Source organism: Priestia sp. FW507-14D1A, assembly GCF_058781295.1.
Genome location: NZ_JBYSWQ010000020.1, coordinates 1 through 18,872 on the forward strand (window position 1 = coordinate 1; position 18,872 = coordinate 18,872).

17 protein-coding genes, 1 tRNA gene and 2 riboswitches are annotated in these 18,872 nt (G+C 38.5%); of the genes, 3 read left to right on the plus strand and 15 right to left on the minus strand.

Features of this window, described 5'->3' with window-relative positions; translation table 11 throughout:
- Positions 1 to 425: 425 nt before the first annotated feature.
- From AC3WJG_RS26270 to groES, 7 genes are all read right to left on the minus strand, one after another.
- Positions 426 to 1,751 carry an NCS2 family permease gene (locus tag AC3WJG_RS26270; protein WP_013055032.1) on the minus strand — a complete coding sequence of 442 codons (1,326 nt, stop codon included), beginning with the start codon at positions 1,749 to 1,751 and terminating at the stop codon, positions 426 to 428.
- A 132-nt stretch (positions 1,752 to 1,883) separates the two neighbouring features.
- Positions 1,884 to 1,985, minus strand: a riboswitch (purine riboswitch).
- A gap of 97 nt (positions 1,986 to 2,082) precedes the next feature.
- A complete protein-coding gene (gene guaA / locus AC3WJG_RS26275; RefSeq protein ID WP_098334571.1) occupies positions 2,083 to 3,612 on the minus strand; it encodes a glutamine-hydrolyzing GMP synthase in 1,530 nt (509 codons plus the stop codon).
- A gap of 123 nt (positions 3,613 to 3,735) precedes the next feature.
- Positions 3,736 to 3,837: riboswitch (purine riboswitch) on the minus strand.
- A 39-nt stretch (positions 3,838 to 3,876) separates the two neighbouring features.
- On the minus strand, positions 3,877 to 6,069 hold the full coding sequence (locus AC3WJG_RS26280; protein WP_337134663.1) for a transglutaminase TgpA family protein: 2,193 nt from the start codon (positions 6,067 to 6,069) through the stop codon (positions 3,877 to 3,879).
- A complete protein-coding gene (locus AC3WJG_RS26285) occupies positions 6,066 to 7,256 on the minus strand; it encodes a DUF58 domain-containing protein (RefSeq protein WP_098333000.1) in 1,191 nt (396 codons plus the stop codon). The genes AC3WJG_RS26280 and AC3WJG_RS26285 overlap by 4 nt, the downstream gene beginning before the upstream one ends.
- 10 nt (positions 7,257 to 7,266) lie before the next feature.
- The gene (locus tag AC3WJG_RS26290; RefSeq protein WP_028410372.1) at positions 7,267 to 8,217 is read right to left on the minus strand and encodes an AAA family ATPase; all 951 of its coding nucleotides are present in this window, start codon (positions 8,215 to 8,217) and stop codon (positions 7,267 to 7,269) included.
- A gap of 158 nt (positions 8,218 to 8,375) precedes the next feature.
- Complete coding sequence (gene groL / locus AC3WJG_RS26295) at positions 8,376 to 10,007, minus strand: chaperonin GroEL (RefSeq protein ID WP_028412700.1); 1,632 nt, start codon at positions 10,005 to 10,007, stop codon at positions 8,376 to 8,378.
- Positions 10,008 to 10,074: 67 nt separating this feature from the next.
- Positions 10,075 to 10,359, minus strand: a complete 285-nt coding sequence (gene groES / locus AC3WJG_RS26300; protein WP_013055026.1) for a co-chaperone GroES — start codon at positions 10,357 to 10,359, stop codon at positions 10,075 to 10,077.
- Between the two features lie 299 nt (positions 10,360 to 10,658).
- Between groES and AC3WJG_RS26305 the strand changes: the two genes are divergently transcribed.
- Both AC3WJG_RS26305 and AC3WJG_RS26310 read left to right on the plus strand, forming a co-directional pair.
- Positions 10,659 to 11,387 (plus strand): CPBP family intramembrane glutamic endopeptidase, encoded by a 729-nt coding sequence (locus tag AC3WJG_RS26305; protein WP_217599758.1) that lies wholly within the window; start codon positions 10,659 to 10,661, stop codon positions 11,385 to 11,387.
- A complete protein-coding gene (locus AC3WJG_RS26310; RefSeq protein WP_050691695.1) occupies positions 11,384 to 11,611 on the plus strand; it encodes a YdiK family protein in 228 nt (75 codons plus the stop codon). Before AC3WJG_RS26305 ends, AC3WJG_RS26310 begins: the two co-directional genes overlap by 4 nt.
- 25 nt (positions 11,612 to 11,636) lie before the next feature.
- Here AC3WJG_RS26310 and tatC read toward each other — a convergent pair whose 3' ends face one another.
- From tatC to AC3WJG_RS26325, 3 genes are read right to left on the minus strand one after another with little or no spacing between them, the layout of a single operon-like run.
- Positions 11,637 to 12,392 (minus strand): twin-arginine translocase subunit TatC, encoded by a 756-nt coding sequence (gene tatC, locus AC3WJG_RS26315; protein WP_013055023.1) that lies wholly within the window; start codon positions 12,390 to 12,392, stop codon positions 11,637 to 11,639.
- A 15-nt stretch (positions 12,393 to 12,407) separates the two neighbouring features.
- A complete protein-coding gene (tatA, locus tag AC3WJG_RS26320; RefSeq protein WP_013055022.1) occupies positions 12,408 to 12,593 on the minus strand; it encodes a twin-arginine translocase TatA/TatE family subunit in 186 nt (61 codons plus the stop codon).
- A gap of 53 nt (positions 12,594 to 12,646) precedes the next feature.
- Complete coding sequence (locus AC3WJG_RS26325) at positions 12,647 to 13,285, minus strand: redox-sensing transcriptional repressor Rex (RefSeq protein ID WP_028410376.1); 639 nt, start codon at positions 13,283 to 13,285, stop codon at positions 12,647 to 12,649.
- A gap of 458 nt (positions 13,286 to 13,743) precedes the next feature.
- Between AC3WJG_RS26325 and AC3WJG_RS26330 the strand changes: the two genes are divergently transcribed.
- Complete coding sequence (locus tag AC3WJG_RS26330; protein ID WP_337134662.1) at positions 13,744 to 15,678, plus strand: ABC-F family ATP-binding cassette domain-containing protein; 1,935 nt, start codon at positions 13,744 to 13,746, stop codon at positions 15,676 to 15,678.
- Positions 15,679 to 15,933: 255 nt separating this feature from the next.
- On the opposite strand, the gene tsaD is transcribed toward AC3WJG_RS26330, so the two are convergent.
- The 5 genes from tsaD to AC3WJG_RS26355 form a co-directional block, all read right to left on the minus strand.
- Positions 15,934 to 16,950, minus strand: a complete 1,017-nt coding sequence (gene tsaD, locus AC3WJG_RS26335) for a tRNA (adenosine(37)-N6)-threonylcarbamoyltransferase complex transferase subunit TsaD (protein ID WP_028410378.1) — start codon at positions 16,948 to 16,950, stop codon at positions 15,934 to 15,936.
- The gene (rimI, locus tag AC3WJG_RS26340; protein ID WP_028410379.1) at positions 16,947 to 17,396 is read right to left on the minus strand and encodes a ribosomal protein S18-alanine N-acetyltransferase; all 450 of its coding nucleotides are present in this window, start codon (positions 17,394 to 17,396) and stop codon (positions 16,947 to 16,949) included. Before rimI ends, tsaD begins: the two co-directional genes overlap by 4 nt.
- Positions 17,397 to 17,410: 14 nt before the next feature.
- Positions 17,411 to 18,109 (minus strand): tRNA (adenosine(37)-N6)-threonylcarbamoyltransferase complex dimerization subunit type 1 TsaB, encoded by a 699-nt coding sequence (gene tsaB / locus AC3WJG_RS26345; protein WP_492588874.1) that lies wholly within the window; start codon positions 18,107 to 18,109, stop codon positions 17,411 to 17,413.
- On the minus strand, positions 18,106 to 18,576 hold the full coding sequence (tsaE, locus tag AC3WJG_RS26350; RefSeq protein ID WP_013081426.1) for a tRNA (adenosine(37)-N6)-threonylcarbamoyltransferase complex ATPase subunit type 1 TsaE: 471 nt from the start codon (positions 18,574 to 18,576) through the stop codon (positions 18,106 to 18,108). Before tsaE ends, tsaB begins: the two co-directional genes overlap by 4 nt.
- Positions 18,577 to 18,796: 220 nt before the next feature.
- Positions 18,797 to 18,872, minus strand: a tRNA-Asp gene (locus tag AC3WJG_RS26355).

The window sequence follows — 18,872 nt, forward strand, 5'->3', positions numbered from 1 at the left end:
TAGGCACGCCGCCAGCGTTCATCCTGAGCCAGGATCAAACTCTCCGAAGAAATGTTTGACTTGCTCAATTTAAAAAAATAAAATTTAACGTTGACGTTTGTCGCTTTGTTCAGTTTTCAAAGTTCAACCATTGCTCTGAAGCAACTTTATTAGTATAACATTCTATCGTTTTGATGTCAACATCTTTTTTTAAGATGTTTCTCTCAACTGCGCTGTTCATCAGCGACATTTAATAATTTACCATATATAATATATAGAGTCAATCGTTTTTCTAAAAAACTTTATAAGTAAAAAAGTTAATGAAGTAAACCTTCAATATAATGATTGAATACTCTCTATTACAATATTAATCTAGCCGCTATGCAGTTTTCTTATCTTACCATAAAAAAAAAGCCCAGTCATTAAACTGAGCTTTTTTATTTAAACTATTCTGCTAAGAATGCAAAATAGAGTATGAAGATGATACAGAGAGCATACATAATTGGATGAACTTCTTTTCCACGCTTGCTGCATAACATTGTAATAGGATAAAAGATAAAACCAACCGCAATACCTGTTGCAATACTGTATGTTAGTGGCATCATAATTACCGTGAAAAATGCGGGAACTGCTACTTCGAACTCTTTCCAATTAATTTCTCCTAAATTTGACACCATCAGAGCTCCTACCGTAATTAAAGCTGGCGCAGTAACAGCTGGTGTTACGACCGCTAACAATGGAGAAAAGAACAATGCAACTAAGAAAAACGCCGCCGTTACGATTGCAGTAAATCCTGAACGTCCGCCCGCTGCTACTCCAGCCGTAGACTCTACATAAGCTGTTGTTGATGAGGTACCAAGAACAGCACCAACTACAATCGCACTAGAATCTGCCAATAACGCTCTGCCCGCTCGCGGAAGTTTATTATCTTTCATAAGCCCTGCTTGACTCGCTACAGCAACCATCGTACCTGCTGTATCGAAGAAATCAACAAATAAGAAAGTTAAAATGACGACTAGCATCTTTACAGTAAAGATATCACCGATATTTTGAAAAGCTGCCCCAAACGTCGGATCAAGACTAGGAACTGATGAAACAACTGCTTTAGGTGTATCAATTAAACCAAAAGCCATACCTGCTACAGCCGTTACAATCATACCGATAAATACAGCTGCATTTACTCGAAGCACCATTAATACAATAGTAATTACAATGCCAAAAACCGCAAGTAACGTTGTTGGGTTAGTTAAATCACCCAGTCCAACAAATGTAGCATCATCTTTGACGATGATTCCGGCACCTTTCATACCAATAAAACTAATAAATAAGCCAATACCTGCTCCAACAGCCATTTTTAATTCAATAGGAATAGAATTAATAATTTTTTCTCGCAGGCTTGTTAATGTTAAAAGAATAAAAATAACACCTGATATCATAACACCCGTTAAAGCCGTCTGCCATGGAATTCCCATTGTCAGAACAACTGTATAAGCAAAAAATGCGTTTAATCCCATACCTGGAGCTAATGAAATTGGATACCTACCAAGGACTCCCATAACAATTGATCCCAAAGCTGCCGCTAAAGCAGTAGCTGTAAATACAGCCCCTTGGTCCATTCTCATACTGTCAGGCAGATCCTTTACATCACTTAGTGATAGCACAGATGGATTAACAAATAAAATGTAAGCCATAGATAGAAAAGTTGTAAGGCCAGCTATAAACTCTTTTCGATAGCTAGTACCCAGCTCTTCAAAACGAAAATACTTCTTCACGTTTTTTCCTCCCTTTATAGAAGCCGCATGCACTTGGCAAGCCATAAAAAATGCCTCTACACTAGGCGCGTAAAGGCATAAGATCGACTAAAAGAGAAATGTATGAGCCAAAAAAACAAAAGATTTTTACACATACATGTATTACTTTCTCGTAGTCAAGCCATTTACGGTAGCTCGGTAGAAACTTTTGGGCCTTATCCCCAAGATTATACGACATTAAAGCTATATCTCGCTGTTTTATGTTACTATCCTACCATTAACTTTTTAAAAAAGTCAACAAAAAACGAACATTCTTATAAAAGAATGTTCGTTTGTTCGGCTTTCTTACATATTATTCCCATTCAATTGTTGCAGGTGGCTTACTTGTAATATCATACACTACGCGGTTAATATGCTTAACTTCGTTTACAATACGCGTTGAGATAACTTCAAGCACATCCCAAGGAATACGCGCCCAGTCAGAAGTCATACCATCAATCGATGTAACAGCACGAATACCGATTGTGTAATCATACGTACGAGCATCTCCCATTACACCTACACTGCGGATATCAGGGAGAACCGTAAAGTATTGCCAGATATCGCGCTCTAAGTCAGCTTTTGCAATCTCTTCACGTAAAATAGCATCCGACTCACGTACAATTTCTAACTTCTCTTCCGTAATTGCACCAAGTACACGAATACCTAGACCTGGTCCTGGGAAAGGTTGACGCCAAACGATGTTATCAGGGATACCTAATTCAGAACCTAATGCACGTACTTCATCTTTGAATAGCGTGTTTAACGGTTCGATTAGTTTGAACTGCATATCTTCCGGTAATCCACCTACGTTGTGGTGAGATTTGATCGTTTGAGCTGTAGCTGTCCCACTCTCAATAATATCTGTGTATAGCGTACCTTGAGCTAGGAAATCAAACCCTTTTAATTTAGCAGCTTCGTCATCGAATACATAAATAAATTCATTACCGATGATTTTACGCTTTTGTTCAGGATCTGATACGCCGTTTAATTTTTCTAAGAAGCGATCTTTTGCATCAATTTTAATTACGTTCATATTAAAGCCTTCGCTAAATGTTTCCATTACGCTTTCCGCTTCACCTTTACGTAATAAACCGTGATCTACGAACATACATGTTAACTGATCACCAATTGCTTTGTGAATTAATACAGCTACTACTGAAGAGTCTACTCCGCCGCTAAGTGCGCAAAGTACTTTTTTATCTCCAACTGTTTCACGGATTTTATCCATTTCAACTTCAATGAAGTTCTCAATTGACCAGTTTGCTTCAGCATGACATACTTCAAACACGAAGTTCTTTAAGATATGGTTACCGTGCACTGAATGGCGAACTTCTGGATGGAACTGCACTCCGTACATATTCTTTTCTTTGTTACTCATTGCGGCAATTGGACAAGATGGGCTAGTTGCGTCCACTTCAAAACCAGCTGGTGTTTCTACAACTAAATCACCGTGACTCATCCAAACAACTTGTTCTTTTGGCAACTCATGGTACATTAATGAATCGTTTTGTACGTTAATCGCTGCTTTACCATATTCACGATGGCTAGCACCTTCTACCTTCCCGCCAAAATGATGAGTCATTAATTGCATTCCATAACAAATACCTAAAACAGGAATACCTAATTCAAAAATATTTTCATCGCAGTGAAATGCGTTTTCACCGTACACACTGTTTGGGCCTCCAGAGAAAATAATTCCCTTTGGATTTAATGCTTTAATCTCTTCTGCTGTAATTGTGTGCGGATGCAATTCACTATATACTCCGAACTCGCGAATGCGACGCGTAATCAGTTGGTTATATTGACTACCAAAATCTAATACAACAATCATGCCTTCCATCTTGTTCACCTCTCCGAATGTGTAAATAATCACTTGTTATTATGCCCTAAAATATAAAAAAAACTAGACTTCTCCCTCAAAAAACAAAGGCAGAAGTCTAGTTGAGCACGACGTTTATCGCCAAATAGACTGTTCTGCCTTCATAGTCAGATCGTTTAAGGTGACCCGGTAGAGACTCTCGAACCATATTATCGAGGATATATGAAGGTATACGAAACATTTATAGTAAGTTCGAGAATATTCTATCAATCCGCGAAACAATGGTCAAGAACTCGTTTTTTTGATTAAATTTTCCCACAATTCAATCGACTCTTTCCATTCTTTTATGGAATCTGCATTTCGATACAAAACCCGCTCATATTTTTCCGTTAATTGTAGCATATTTACCGTATTTAATTTTCCGTCTACTTCTCTTGCAAAGTCGCGCAGCGTCTGACTTTCTTGCCGCTTTAGTCCATTTGCAGCGAGTCTTTTAAGTAAAAAAGCATACGCTGATTCAAAGGTTTCCGCACTCTCTTTCTTTTTATAAAAAGAGAGATAAAAAGGTAAAAACCATTTAAATCGATTGAGATATATTACTATCAACATAACTACAATCAGTCCGCAAAAAAGCACTTTCCACTTCATAGACAACTTAACATTTTGAAGAGAAGCTGTTTTTTCTTTCGCTCTTTCTTCTTGTGCCGGAAGCTCTTTTTCCTTAGGCTGCTCCTTCACTTGTGTTTCTTGTTTCTCTTCTTCCCTTTGACTATTTTCACTAGAGTTGTTAGGTTGGCTATCTACAAAATCATAAGGATTAGAAAAACTTTTTGTTGGTTCAAAAGGTACCCAACCCGCTCCTGGAAAATAGACTTCGACCCAAGAATGAGCATTATTTTGTGTGATTTCATAGGTTGTCCACTTACTACTTCCTGAAATGACGGTGGCATCACCTTCTGTATAGCCCTTTACCCACCGTGCAGGAATATCTAATGAACGCAGCAGCACAACCATAGAAGTAGAGAAGTTATCACAGTACCCTCTTTTTGTATCAAATAAAAATTGATCCACATAATCTTTATTTTTCGTAGGAATTGGAACATTTTCAGTATCATATACATATGGATTTGATCGGAAGTATTCTTCAACGGCTTTCGCTTTTTCATAACGATTGTTCTTATTTTTTGTTACCTCACGAGCTAAATCCTTTACTCGTTTCGGCAAGTTAGCAGGAAGTTGTGTATACCTTGCTATAAATTCGTTATTATTCTCTAAACTCTCTGCCTTTTTTTCCTCTGCTTGCTGAAGAAGTCCAATATCAAATACAGGATATTTATACGTCATCTCATACGATTGAACAGTAACAAGCTTGTCATTTTGATAAGGATATAATTTTTCATTTGTCGGTGTAACATCGGTTTGAATGCCATTTTTTAAGGTTAGCGACAGCAGTTGAGGAACATGCATAAGATGAACAGAAGGCTGCGAATAGGTAACTTCTGCTTTTCTTACTTGTCCTGCTACACTTGAGTCATATTGAGGGAGTAAGTTTTCATTTCCTTTAAAGGGCACTTTTTCTTCCTCTTTAGACAGCTCCCACCCCTTACCTGTATAAACATCCTTCGTTTCAATACGCCAATAGTGCTCATCCTCTACTTTGGCTGTAAACACAACCGTATCATCATTGACAAACGATCCCCCCAATTTAGAATCGTCCATATCATAGCCAATTCGTTGACCGCTTGCAGATTCTCCCTGTCCTTGATTTGTTGTATGCGCCGTGATAAAAGGTACGGGATCTGGCCACTGCGGCCCTGGTTTAGGAGCGAGATAAGCCAGCACAATGACGATAGCTAAAAAGCTGCCTAGAAAAAGAAACGATCGTTTTCTATTTTCTAAACGCTCAGTGCCCGCAGCTTTTATGCGTTCAGGATTTATGCGAAGCATGGCTACTAATAAAAATCCGATAATCGTCACACGAATAATAGCAGCTCTCGCATCGTAAGTAGAAAAGGTATCCAACACGGTAATATACAAAATGGTTAAGAAGAAAAAGAAGAAAATTCTTTTTTGATAAAAGATCCAATATCGAATTAAATAAGCCATAATCCAAAGCAGCACAAAAAATAAAGTGCTCCTCATTTCAAATGATAAATTCGCTATATCCCACTCCATGATACTTTGTGCATCTGACTGAAGAATCTCCAAAAGTCTCGGAAGCCAGTCTGAAGAAAAGAAGGCTCCTTGGAAATAGAGATTGTGAAGCGAAAACAAAATAAATAATATACTCCCTAACGTCATCACGATAAACGGCAAGCGAAACGTTAAACACAAAAAACAGTAAGCAACAAACAAGATAAAGTACTGAATTTGATTGGTATCCGTCACTTCATTTAAAGGAAGAAGCCATTCCACTAATAAAAAGAATGCTCCCGCGTACAATAAGATGTTTTTTACATACAAAGCTGATTTATTCACTTATTTCCGCCCTCACTTCCTTTAGATGATAGAGGAAGAGGAATATTAACGACTTCAATCGTTAAAGCAGAAGATTGTATTCCATTAACAATAACCGTCTCTTCGTCACTAAGCCCTGCTCCTTCATCTTTAACGACAATTATTGATGCCTTAGCATGCAGACTCAGCTTAGATTGAACCTGCCCAATGAGAGTTCCTGTAACTTGACTGACAATGACCATAAAAGAATGCTGCTTTTGAATGGCAATACCCTTAAATTCTGTTTCGAATACTCGGTTGTTAATAGGCTGTGCACGCGCTAAGTGATACAACAGGTTATCAGTCTCACTTTGTTCAGAGGCTTTTGGTGAAAAAAGCGCATCTCCAGCTAAAAGAAAATCGATTTTTTTACGCTTGGTTTCTTCATGAATGAGCATGGATGCCAGAAAGCTCATTCGTTCTTCAAAGTATAGAGAGCTTATAACATCTGCAATGATAATCATACTCCGTTCATGATAATGACCGAACTCTTTAGAAATCAACGTAGCTTTACGAGCCGTCGCCTTCCAATCGATAGATCCTAATCGGTCACCCGGCTGGTATTCTCTAATGCCTGTCACTAACGTAGTAGATTGATTTCCAGCGGAAACTTCATTTTTTCCTTCTTCTATTCCCGCTAAAAGAAACGGGATATCTATCTCATGGATTTGAGGATACACGATAAACCGCTGCTGCAGCGGATAATAGGCCTTCTTTTTTACAATTCCTAATAAATCACTCAGTTCAATCGAAATCGTAAAAAATTCATATTCTCCTCTTTCTACAAACGATCTTTCATACGGAATAACAGCGTTTCGTTGAAAAAGCGGATAAATTGTTCTTTCTTCTTGATCTAAAAGGTTACTCTCCTCTTTCACTGCTGCCATATAAACAGGAAAACCCGAGGAGCGTGTAATATGAATGTCATAAGAAAGATGATCTCCAGCGAATCGAGGCTGTAGCTTCACATCACGAGTAACATTCCACTTCTTTAACGGATAAAGCAAAACGGCTGCCGCATATAATCCAAAAGGTAAGAAGCTATAAAATAAAAACCAGCTGACAAAGCCCCCTTGAAACATCGCGTAAGAAAACGTAGCAGCAAAGATGCAGAATAAAACGAACCAGTCTCTACATTTATTCCATATCACTTTTATATACTGTTTCATAAAGTACCTCTTACCTTTTAACAGGTACTTTCGTATCAGCCATAATTTGCTTCATCACATCACCCGCTGTTAAGCCGCTGTACTGGGTATCAGATCTTAGCGTTAATCGATGTGCACACACATACGAAGCAAGCTCTTGAACATCATCAGGAAGACAGTAATCTCTTCCCTTCACTAAAGCATATGCTTGAACGGCCTTCATAAATGAAACCGTCCCACGAGGACTGATACCTAACGAAACATGTGGATGAGAGCGCGTTTTGCGAATGATTTCGATGATATAGTGCTTGATCGCATCATCTACATAAATACTGCTTACAGTTTTTTGAGCCTGTACTAATTCTGGAATACTCATGACGGGTTTTACATCCTCAAGATTAACTTGAGTCGATACGCCGTTTAAAATTTGAAGCTCCTCTTCCTGCGTAGGATACCCCATGCTTAATTTGAATAAAAATCGATCCAGCTGCGCTTCCGGCAAATGATAGGTCCCATCAAAATCAACAGGATTTTGAGTAGCCATCACAAAAAAAGGCGCTGGAATTTCCCGGGTGATACCATCGGTTGTTACATGATGCTCAGCCATTGCTTCTAAAAGCGCCGATTGTGTTTTAGGAGAAGTCCTGTTAATCTCATCAGCGAGCACAATATGGCTCATGATAGGACCTGGACGAAAATGAAATTCCATGTCTTTTGGACTGTAAATAGAAACACCTGTTACATCGGACGGCAGCAAATCGGGCGTGAATTGAATTCGTTTAAATTCTGCATCAATCGATTTGGCCAGTGCCTTCACGAGCATCGTTTTCCCCACACCCGGCACATCTTCAAGCAAAATATGCCCCTCTGCAAGCAAAGCAACCAAACTCAACGTAGATACATGACGCTTTCCAATCACAATTTGATCGATGTTTTCTAATACTTGATTTAATTTATTATTAATATGATCCAGCTGAATCAATAAAGCTCCCCCTTAAAACTCAGTTAAGCCTTGAGTTTAGTATGTTTTTCAATAAACATAGTACTATCTTAACAAATTTTTAAAAAATCTGAAAATATTAACGCACGCAAAAAAGCGACCAAGTACTCACTTGGTCGCTTTTTTAGTTAGGGCAGTGATTACATCATGCCGCCCATTCCACCCATGCCGCCCATGTCAGGCATTGCAGGTGCTCCGCCTTCTTCTGGCTTGTCAGCAACAACTGCTTCAGTTGTTAAGAACATAGCCGCTACAGAAGAAGCATTTTGAAGAGCTGAACGCGTTACTTTTGTTGGGTCAACGATACCAGTGTCTAGCATATTTACCCACTCGCCAGTTGCAGCGTTGAATCCAGTTCCAACTGCTTCGCCTTTTAGACGCTCAACGATTACTGATCCTTCTAAACCAGCGTTGTGAGCGATTTGACGTACAGGCTCTTCAATCGCACGTAATACGATGTTGATACCTGTAGCAGTGTCACCGTCAGCTTCGATGCTTGCTACTTTATTATAGATATTTACTAATGCAGTACCACCACCAGCTACGATACCTTCTTCAACCGCAGCACGAGTAGAGTTTAATGCATCTTCAATACGTAATTTACGTTCTTTTAACTCAGTTTCAGTTGCCGCACCAACTTTAATTACAGCTACGCCACCAGCAAGTTTTGCTAAGCGCTCTTGTAATTTTTCACGGTCAAACTCTGAAGTTGTTTCTTCAAGCTGAGCTTTGATTTGGTTTACGCGCGCTAGGATATCTTCTGCGTTTCCTGCACCGTTTACAACTGTTGTATTTTCTTTTGTTACAACAATTTTAGAAGCGCGACCTAATTGATCGATGCCTGCTGTTTTTAAGTCAAGACCAAGCTCTTCAGTGATTACTTCTCCGCCTGTTAAGATTGCAACATCTTGTAGCATTGCTTTACGACGATCACCGAAACCAGGAGCTTTAACAGCTACAGCTGTAAATGTACCGCGAAGTTTGTTCACAACTAATGTTGCTAAAGCTTCGCCTTCTACGTCTTCAGCGATGATTAATAGAGGCTTGCCTTGTTGAACAACTTGCTCTAATACCGGTAAGATTTCTTGAATGTTACCGATTTTTTTGTCTGTGATTAAGATGTATGGATCATCTAATACAGCTTCCATTTTATCTGAATCAGTTACCATGTAAGGAGATGCATATCCACGGTCAAACTGCATACCTTCTACCACTTCTAATTCAGTTGTGAAACCTTTTGATTCTTCAAGTGTGATAACACCGTCGTTACCAACGCGCTCCATTGCTTCAGCAATTAATTGACCTACTTCTTCGTCAGCTGCTGAGATAGCCGCTACTTGAGCAATTGAATCTTTACCTTGAATTGGTTTAGAGATTGCTTTTAGTTCTTCAACCGCTACAGCTACTGCTTTTTCCATCCCTTTACGGATACCCATTGGGTTAGCACCAGCCGTTACGTTTTTAAGACCTTCTCTGATCATTGCTTGCGCTAAAACTGTTGCAGTAGTTGTACCGTCACCAGCAACGTCGTTTGTTTTGCTAGCAACTTCGGCTACTAATTTAGCACCCATATTTTCAAATGCGTCTTCTAATTCGATTTCTTTTGCAATTGTTACACCGTCATTTGTAATAAGCGGTGAACCGAATTTCTTTTCTAATACAACGTTACGACCTTTTGGTCCAAGCGTTACTTTTACAGCATTTGCTAATGTATCTACACCACGTAGCATTGCGCGACGTGCTTCTTCGCTAAATTTAATGTCTTTTGCCATGTTCTTTGACCTCCTCAAGATGTTCTTAATAATCTATTTTTTACGTATGATAAGTTTGTGGTTAAAATTAGCCGATTACAGCTAAAATATCGCTTTCGCGTAAAATTAAGTATTCAGTACCTTCGTATTTCACTTCAGTACCCGCATATTTTGAGAAGATGATACGATCGCCCGCAGCTACTTCTAAAGCTACACGCTCACCGCTTTCTAATACTCGGCCTGTACCAACAGCAACAATTTTACCCTCTTGTGGCTTTTCTTTTGCACTGTCCGGTAACACGATACCGCTTGCTGTTTTTTCCTCAGATTTTACAAGTTCAATCACTACGCGATCACCTAATGGCTTTAACAAGTGAAACAACCTCCTCAAATAATATGTTTGCATTTTTATTAGCACTCAACCTCAACGAGTGCTAACACAATTATTATATTAAAACAAAGTGGGTTTTTTTTGCAAGTATTAAACAAAAAAAATTTAAAATTTACGAAAACTACATATAATAGTCTTAGATTTCGACGATTTTGAGAAATAAAGCATTCTTTTCTCTGTTCAATAATATGTATGTTACAATACGAGCAAGAAGAAATTACTAACTTTACAGTACTTCTTCGACATATATACATAAAAACCTTTTAAAGGAGTATAGAAGATTGGAAAAACGTTATTGGTATGTTATCCTCACCTACATCCTTATGCAGTTTTCAGGAGTTGTTGGTATACCGCTGTTAAAATTAACAGGAATGTTTGAGCAATATCCAGTTCGAACAGCGAATGTCATGCTTTTGACTTATTGGACCATCATCAGCTTTATCCTTGGTTTACTTATTGTCTTACTGCTGCTGCGTCGTGACATGTCCATGCGTATAGAACATGCTGGAAAAACGATTGCTGTTGTCTGGTCAGTCCTTGGGGTGTTTCTCGCTATGGCTGGTCAAGCTGTAGCAGGTATGATCGAACACGCTCTTGGCATTACCCAAGTATCTGAAAACACACAAAATATTGTTAACCTTGTTAAAGCAACACCGTTCCTTATTGTCGTTACGTCTGTTATTGGACCAATACTAGAAGAGATTATTTTCCGAAAGATTATTTTCGGCTCTCTTCACAAACGATACAATTTCTTTATCTCTGCATTTATTAGTTCCCTTATTTTCGCTGCGGTACACTGGGATTTTAAACATTTACTTGTGTATACAGCCATGGGATTTGTATTTGCATTCCTTTATGCAAGAACAAGACTAATTGTTGTACCTATTATTGCTCATGTTTTGATGAATACAATCGTTATTTTATCTCAAACTATTTTTGCAGATAAAATTATAGAAATGCAAAAACAAGCAGAACAAATGCAGTTTATTTTTGGAGGCATGTTTTTATGAAGAATATCCCTTTAACACGAGGGTTTATTTATATTATTATGGGGATTTTATTTACTTACTTGGCAATTCAAAATGCTCAGGAAACCATTTGGAATTTCCCCACAATCTTATTTGCACTCGTAGCCGCATTCGATTTCAGGTTTGCGGTTCGCATCTTTATCTTGCACTACAAAATTAAAAAATTGCAGCAGCAATATAAAAATCAAGATGATTCATCTAAATAAAAAAACCACTGTTTCAGTGGTTTTTTTACATACTAACATCTTCTCTTTCTTGCTCTGCCCTTGCCTTTAACACTTTGCGATACGAAATGCGGGAAATAATGATGCTGATTTCATACAAAATTAAGAGCGGCACTGTCACCATCATGTGCGAGAGCAATTCTGGTGGTGTAATAAGTGCGGCAATAACTAGCAGTACGAAATAGGCATACTTTCGAATTTGAGATAAAAACATAGGCGTGATAATTCCTAATCGCGTCAAAAACATGACGACAACAGGAAGCTGAAACAACAGCCCAAAAGGCAGTGTGAGCTGCATTAAAAAAGAAAAGTATTCATTAATGCCAATCACTTGGTTTACATTCAGCTCATCAGAAACGCGCGTCATAAAATCGACGACAAATGGAAACAACACAAAATAAGAAAAAGAGACACCGCCGATAAAGAGAAAAATGGAAACAGGAATATATCCAAGCGTTACCTTACGCTCTTTTTCATATAAACCAGGACTAATAAATGCCCAAAGTTGATACAGTGCAACAGGAGCTGCAAGTACACAGCCGATAATAACAGCAAACTGCATATAAATCTTAACTGGATCTGTTAGCCTAAATGCATTCATCGTTAAATTTTTTGCCTCATCAGCATGCTGTAAATAGACAATAACCTTATCCGCTATAAAAAAGCCGCCAATTGTGGCAATCACAAAGAAAAATAAAACAATTAAAATGCGCTTTCGCAGCTCTCCTATATGATCATATATTGACATTTCTTGTTCGGTCATACTATGATCACCCTTTTACTCTTTGTCATCTACTTGACGCTGTTTATCTTTTTCACGATCTTCTGAGGCACCGCTAGCGGCATGCTTAAACTCTCTAAGCGTTTGCCCGACTGATCTTCCTAGCTCCGGTAACCGTTTCGGTCCAAAAATAAGCAGTGCTACAATCGCAATAATAATCCAACTGCCTGCTCCAATCCCCATATTCCCACTCTCCTTATTAATTTAGACTTAAGGAAATCGTAACATAGTCCGCCTTATTCAACAGGATAATTTTTCAAAAAGTAGACGAGCGACTGTAATTCTACAGCAAGATCAATATGATGCAGTCGAATCTCATCCGGTACGTTTAAGCGTGCAGGAGTAAAGTTTAAAATTCCTTTAATTCCGCAACTCACTAAACGATCGGTAATTTGCTGAGCAACAGTGGCTGGAACGGTTAAAATCGCTACTGAGATGTCATCACTCATATAATCTTCCAATTGGTCAAGATGATAGACGGGCACGTCGCCTACTTTTGTACCGACTTTATCTTCTATCACATCAAAAGCGCACTCAATTTTGGTGTTATTATTTTTAATAAAATTATAATTTAAAAAGGCCGTTCCCAGATTCCCTACGCCAATCAGTGCTACTTTCGTTACTTCATCTTGGTCTAACGTTTTACGGAAAAATGTAAGTAAATAATTCACATTGTAGCCGTATCCCTTTTTCCCTAATGCTCCAAAGTAAGAAAAATCCCGGCGAATAGTAGCAGAATCAACTTTCACTGCCTCACTTAACTCCGCTGACGAAACACGCTGTTTACCAGAAGCATGCAAGTTTTTTAAAAAACGATAATAAAGCGGCAATCGTTTAGCCGTTGCTTGTGGTATTTTTAATTGTTCAGTGTTCACGTTGTACCCCCTCAGTTCATGTATGTCATTACTAACATTTTCAAGTCATATTGCATTACCTTTCACAAAGCCTCAACCGCCTTGAGGTAGCGCTTCCAATTCTCTCTCTTTTCTCTTGTTTTATATATACTCCGCTTCACACCCCGACCCCTTTTGTCTATCCAGCACTACTTAAAGTCGGTAGCTAGAACGAAGTAATTAGCTCTTCAAAGGATCCGTTTGTTAGTCATGACGGGTTTTCTACATCCATCATATATAAGTTCAGAGATGCACTTATCTCTTATTTTAACATAGTATCCTGTATAAAATGTGCAGGTAAAATCATTTTATTTCATGAATCAAAACATTCGCTTCATCATTTGTCCTTGTCTCTCTACAAATTACAAACGCTTGTAGGAAGAACTTGTAGTTGAAAATATGTTAAAATACACTATGGATATACTACTAGAGGTGAAAAAATGATTATTCTACAATTGAACGGTATTACAAAATACTATGGGGCAGAACCCATTTTATCGAATATAAAGTTAGAAGTACAATCAAAAGACCGCATTGCCCTAGTGGGACGAAACGGTGCTGGTAAATCAACTTTATTAAAAATTATTGCTGAGCAGCTTTCTTATGACAGCGGAGAAATTATTAAACCTAAAGGTGTTTCCATTGATTATATGGGACAAGATACAGTTCTTGAGTCAACACTCTCCATATGGGAAGAAATGATGACGGTCTTTGCTCCGTTAAAGAAGATGGAAAAAGAATTACGTACGCTTGAAACGAAGATGGGCGATCCAGACATTTTTAATGATTCAGTTCAATACGAAAAACTAACCAAAGAGTACGATCAGCTTCAAGTAACGTTCAAAGATTCAGGCGGCTATCAATATGAAGCGGATACACGATCTATTCTTCACGGTTTCCGTTTCTCAAACTTTGACTATAGCACCCCTATTTCCTCCTTGAGCGGTGGACAAAAAACGCGCTTGGCTCTTGCAAAACTGCTTTTAACAAAGCCAGACTTGCTTATTCTGGATGAGCCTACCAACCACTTAGATATTGAAACTTTAGCATGGCTGGAACAGTTTCTGCAAGGGTATGAAGGAGCTATTTTAATTGTTTCACACGATCGTTACTTCCTTGATAAGGTCGTAAATCAAGTGTATGAAGTCACACAAAAAACAACGGTCAAGTACACGGGCAACTACTCTAAATACCTTGTACAAAAAGCAGAGCGATATGAAAAAGAGTTGCGTCAGTACGAAAAACAGCAAGATGAAGTCGCAAAACTGAATGATTTTATTCAGCGAAACATCGCCCGCGCATCGACTACAAAACGTGCGCAAAGCAGACGTAAGCAGCTCGATCGAATGGAGTTAATAAATCGACCTAACGACGGCGAAAAATCGGCTAGTTTTTCGTTTGAAATTGAGCGTCAAAGCGGAAATGAAGTCTTAAATCTCGAAAACGTGTCTATCGGATATGATGAAAACAAATACGTCGTCCAAGACGCAAACCTTCGGATTAAAAAAGGTGAAAGCCTTGCGTTGGTTGGCCCTAATGGAGTTGGGAAATCTACGTTATTAAAAGGTATTGTGGATAAACTAAGCTTCAAGACTGGAACCATTTCTTTTGGCTCAAACGTAATGGTTGGTTATTACGACCAAGAGCAAGCTAATTTAACGTCTAATAAAACCGTTTTAAATGAGCTTTGGGATGACTACCCATCCAAACCTGAAAAAGAAATTCGTACAGCGCTTGGAAATTTTCTGTTTTCAGGTGATGATGTACTGAAAATCGTTTCGACGCTTAGCGGTGGTGAAAAAGCACGTTTGGCTCTTGCGAAGCTTATGCTTCAAAAAGCTAATTTCTTAATTTTAGATGAACCTACTAACCATCTTGATTTAGATAGTAAACAAGTACTCGAGAATGCGTTAATTGATTACCCAGGGACTCTATTATTTGTTTCACATGACCGTTATTTTATTAATCGTATTGCAAACAAAATAGCAGAGCTATCTCCTGAAGGGGTAGAAGAATTTCTTGGAGATTATGACTATTATGTAGAAAAGAAAGCAGAAATAGAGGAAATCAAAGAATTAGAAAATATAAAAGCAAACGAAGAACGCACGGTAAAAGTAGATAAACAGTCCTATAAACAAGATAAAGAACAAAAGAAATTGATGAGGCAGCGAACGCGCCGCATTGAAGAAATTGAAACTGAAGTAAACAAATTAGAAGCCGCACAAGCGGAGAATGAAGAACTTCTTTGTGACCCTGAAATTTATCAAAACCACGAAGAAGTATCAAGATTAAACGGTGAAAACGAAAAAATTGCTTCACAGTTATCCACATTAATGGAAGAGTGGGAAAAATTACAGCTTCTTCTAGAAGAATAGTCTATATTTTTTCGTATTTATTCATCCTATTTACTTGTTCGTGCGCTTTAGAACAAGCTTTATCCACTCTGTGAATAAATAGTGGATATCTGTCTGATTTTCATAATTAAAACTTGTTGATAACAGGTCCGTGTACTGAGTACACGGACTTTTCCACATAATTATCCACAGTCAATTCTAAATTTATTGAATATTGTTGATAAATTATTTTTATCCACAAAAAAAGACGAATGAGAACTAAATCTCATTCGTCTCTTACTCTTCCAAGTCTAAACCGGGGTTTGCGTTTAATGACATATCTGAGCGTTTTCCTTGAGCAAATCGTACACTTGCTGCTGCTCCAATCATTGCAGCATTATCCGTGCATAGAGATAGCGGCGGGATAATAAGTTCAATGTTTGATAATGGTGCAAATGCCTCTTCTAGCGCTGCTCTAAGTCCTTTATTAGCAGCAACTCCTCCTGCTACTAACACTTGCTTAACGTTATATTCCTTTGCAGCTTTAACGGTTTTAGTTACTAACACATCAATAACACTCGCTTGAAAGCTAGCAGCAAGCGTTTGTGGAAGAATTTCTTCACCTTTTTGCTTCGCGTTGTGGACAGTGTTAATAACTGCTGATTTTAACCCACTGAAACTAAAATCATAGGATCCTTCTTCTAGCCAAGCACGCGGTAAATCAATTAATGGCTCTCCTTCATGTGCAAGGCGGTCAATATGTGGTCCGCCTGGATATGGAAGGTTTAACGTGCGGGCTACTTTATCGTAGGCTTCTCCTGCTGCATCATCTCTCGTTTCACCAATCACTTTAAACTGACCGTGACTTTCCATGTATACAAGCTCCGTATGCCCTCCAGATACAACTAACGATAAAAGCGGGAATTCTAATTTTTTGATTAGCTGGTTTGCATAAATATGTCCTGCAATATGATGAACACCAATTAATGGCTTTTGATGTGCAAATGCTAGCGCTTTGGCTGCATTTACGCCAATAAGAAGTGCTCCCACAAGCCCTGGTCCTTCCGTTACAGCTATTGCATCAATATCTGCAAACGTCAAGTTCGCTTGATTTAAAGTTTCTTCAACTACCACCGTAATTTGTTCCACATGATGACGAGATGCAATCTCAGGTACGACACCGCCAAATCGTTTATGACTTTCTATTTGAGAGGCCACCACATTGGCTACAATTTCATGACCGTTTCGAATCACGGCTGCTGCTGTCTCATCACAGCTTGTTTCTAATGCTAAAATTAATTGATTTTCACTCATAAATTCACCCACATAACTAATGCATCCTCATTGTTATCAGAATAATAATTCTTACGAATACCTCCAGGTTTAAAACCTAGCTTTTGATACAATGATTGTGCAATATGATTAGATACCCTAACTTCTAATGTCATTGACGTAGCACCTAGTTTTCGAAGCACGTCCATCACGTTGCGCAACAGCAATTCACCGAGTCCCTTACCTCGGTAGTCTGGCAATAGCGCAATGTTAGTTACATGTGCTTCGTCAATAACAATCCACGTTCCGCAATACCCAATAATATTTTCTCCTTCTTCCATCACAATGTAAGTTGAAAATTGATTATTGGTTAACTCATTTTGAAACGCTTCTGAACTCCAAGGTGTCGTAAAAGACTTCTCTTCAATTTTCACTACTTGATCAACATCTTTAACTTCCATTAAACGAAACTTAATTGTTAGTTTCATGTTTATACCTTCTTTTATCCTTTTTGCTGTGAAGCAAGCCAGTTGGCTTCGGCTTCAGCTAAACGAATGTAGTTCGGAACAAAAGTATGCACAGACTGCGGCTCTTTCTTCATTCCTAAGAAAGCCAATTCACTAGGTCTTGGATTAAACTGCTGAACATGGGCAAATACAGCTTGTTCACCCAGCACTTCTTTTAACGCCTCTTCATGCATAAGAAGATCATTGCCTATGAATAAAATAGGTTTGTTGTATGACTTTAAATGTTCCGCCCAGTCTTTATTAATAACAAGTCGATCACTTTCAACTTCTACAAGACCTCGCTCGTTATTCCATTCATATAGTCCTGTATAAAGCTGTTGACGGCGCGCATCAAATAACGGAGCGATATATCCATCAAAATAGCGACCGTTTGCTGCTAGTGCCTCAAGGCTAGATACACCTATTAAAGGAATATTTAAAGTCCAAGCAAGTGTCTTGGCAATGGTAACGCCAATGCGTACACCTGTATAAGATCCTGGACCGTGTGCTACTACAATACGGTCTAGCTCGCTTGGCGCAATATCACAATCCTTTAACAAAGATTCCACAGCGTTCATTACACGAACGGAGTGATTCTTTTTTAGATTCGTAATAATTTCTCCAATTACTTTGTTTTCTTCAACGACAGCAACACCCATGACAAAATTGGATGTATCAATGGCTAACATTTTCATCTTTTAAAAAGCTCCTTACATATTTCAACGTACCGACTGCCTATCGCCTTTACAAGGATTTTACGAGTCGTTTCGTTTTCATGGTAAATATTGATTTGAATATATTCATTAGGAAGCTGCTCTTCAATCAGATGAGCCCACTCCACGACCGTCACGCCATCTCCTTCAAAATACTCATCGAACCCTAGGTCTTCAAATTCATCCCCTAGACGGTACACATCCATATGATAAAGAGGAAGGCGACCGCTTTTGTATTCTTTAATGATCGTAAATGTCGGGCTATTCACATTGCGTTCAATTCCTAATCCTTTAGCTAAACTTTTTGTGAATGTTGTCTTTCCAGCTCCCAAATCGCCTTCAAGCAGCAGCACGTCACCAGCTTCTAATAAAGTTGCTAGACGAGCAGCCAGCTGATTAGTTTCATCAGGAGACGTAGACATAAACGTAAATTCGTTAATCTCTGTCATTCATTCAGAACCTCATTTCAATCTGTATATATATATTGTAAACGTTGTGGACTATACATATCCAGTAAGAAATCCAACAATCTTTAACATCGCAATTCTATAAAGAAATTTCTTTGTATATAAAAAATTCCTTAGGATTGCTCCTAAGGACGGTAAAGTTTTATATAAAAATGGTTCAAACAATAAAAAAGACGAAACACATTGTTTCGTTTCTAAAACATGGCGGTCCCGACGGGAATCGAACCCGCGATCTCCTGCGTGACAGGCAGGCATGTTAACCGCTACACCACGGGACC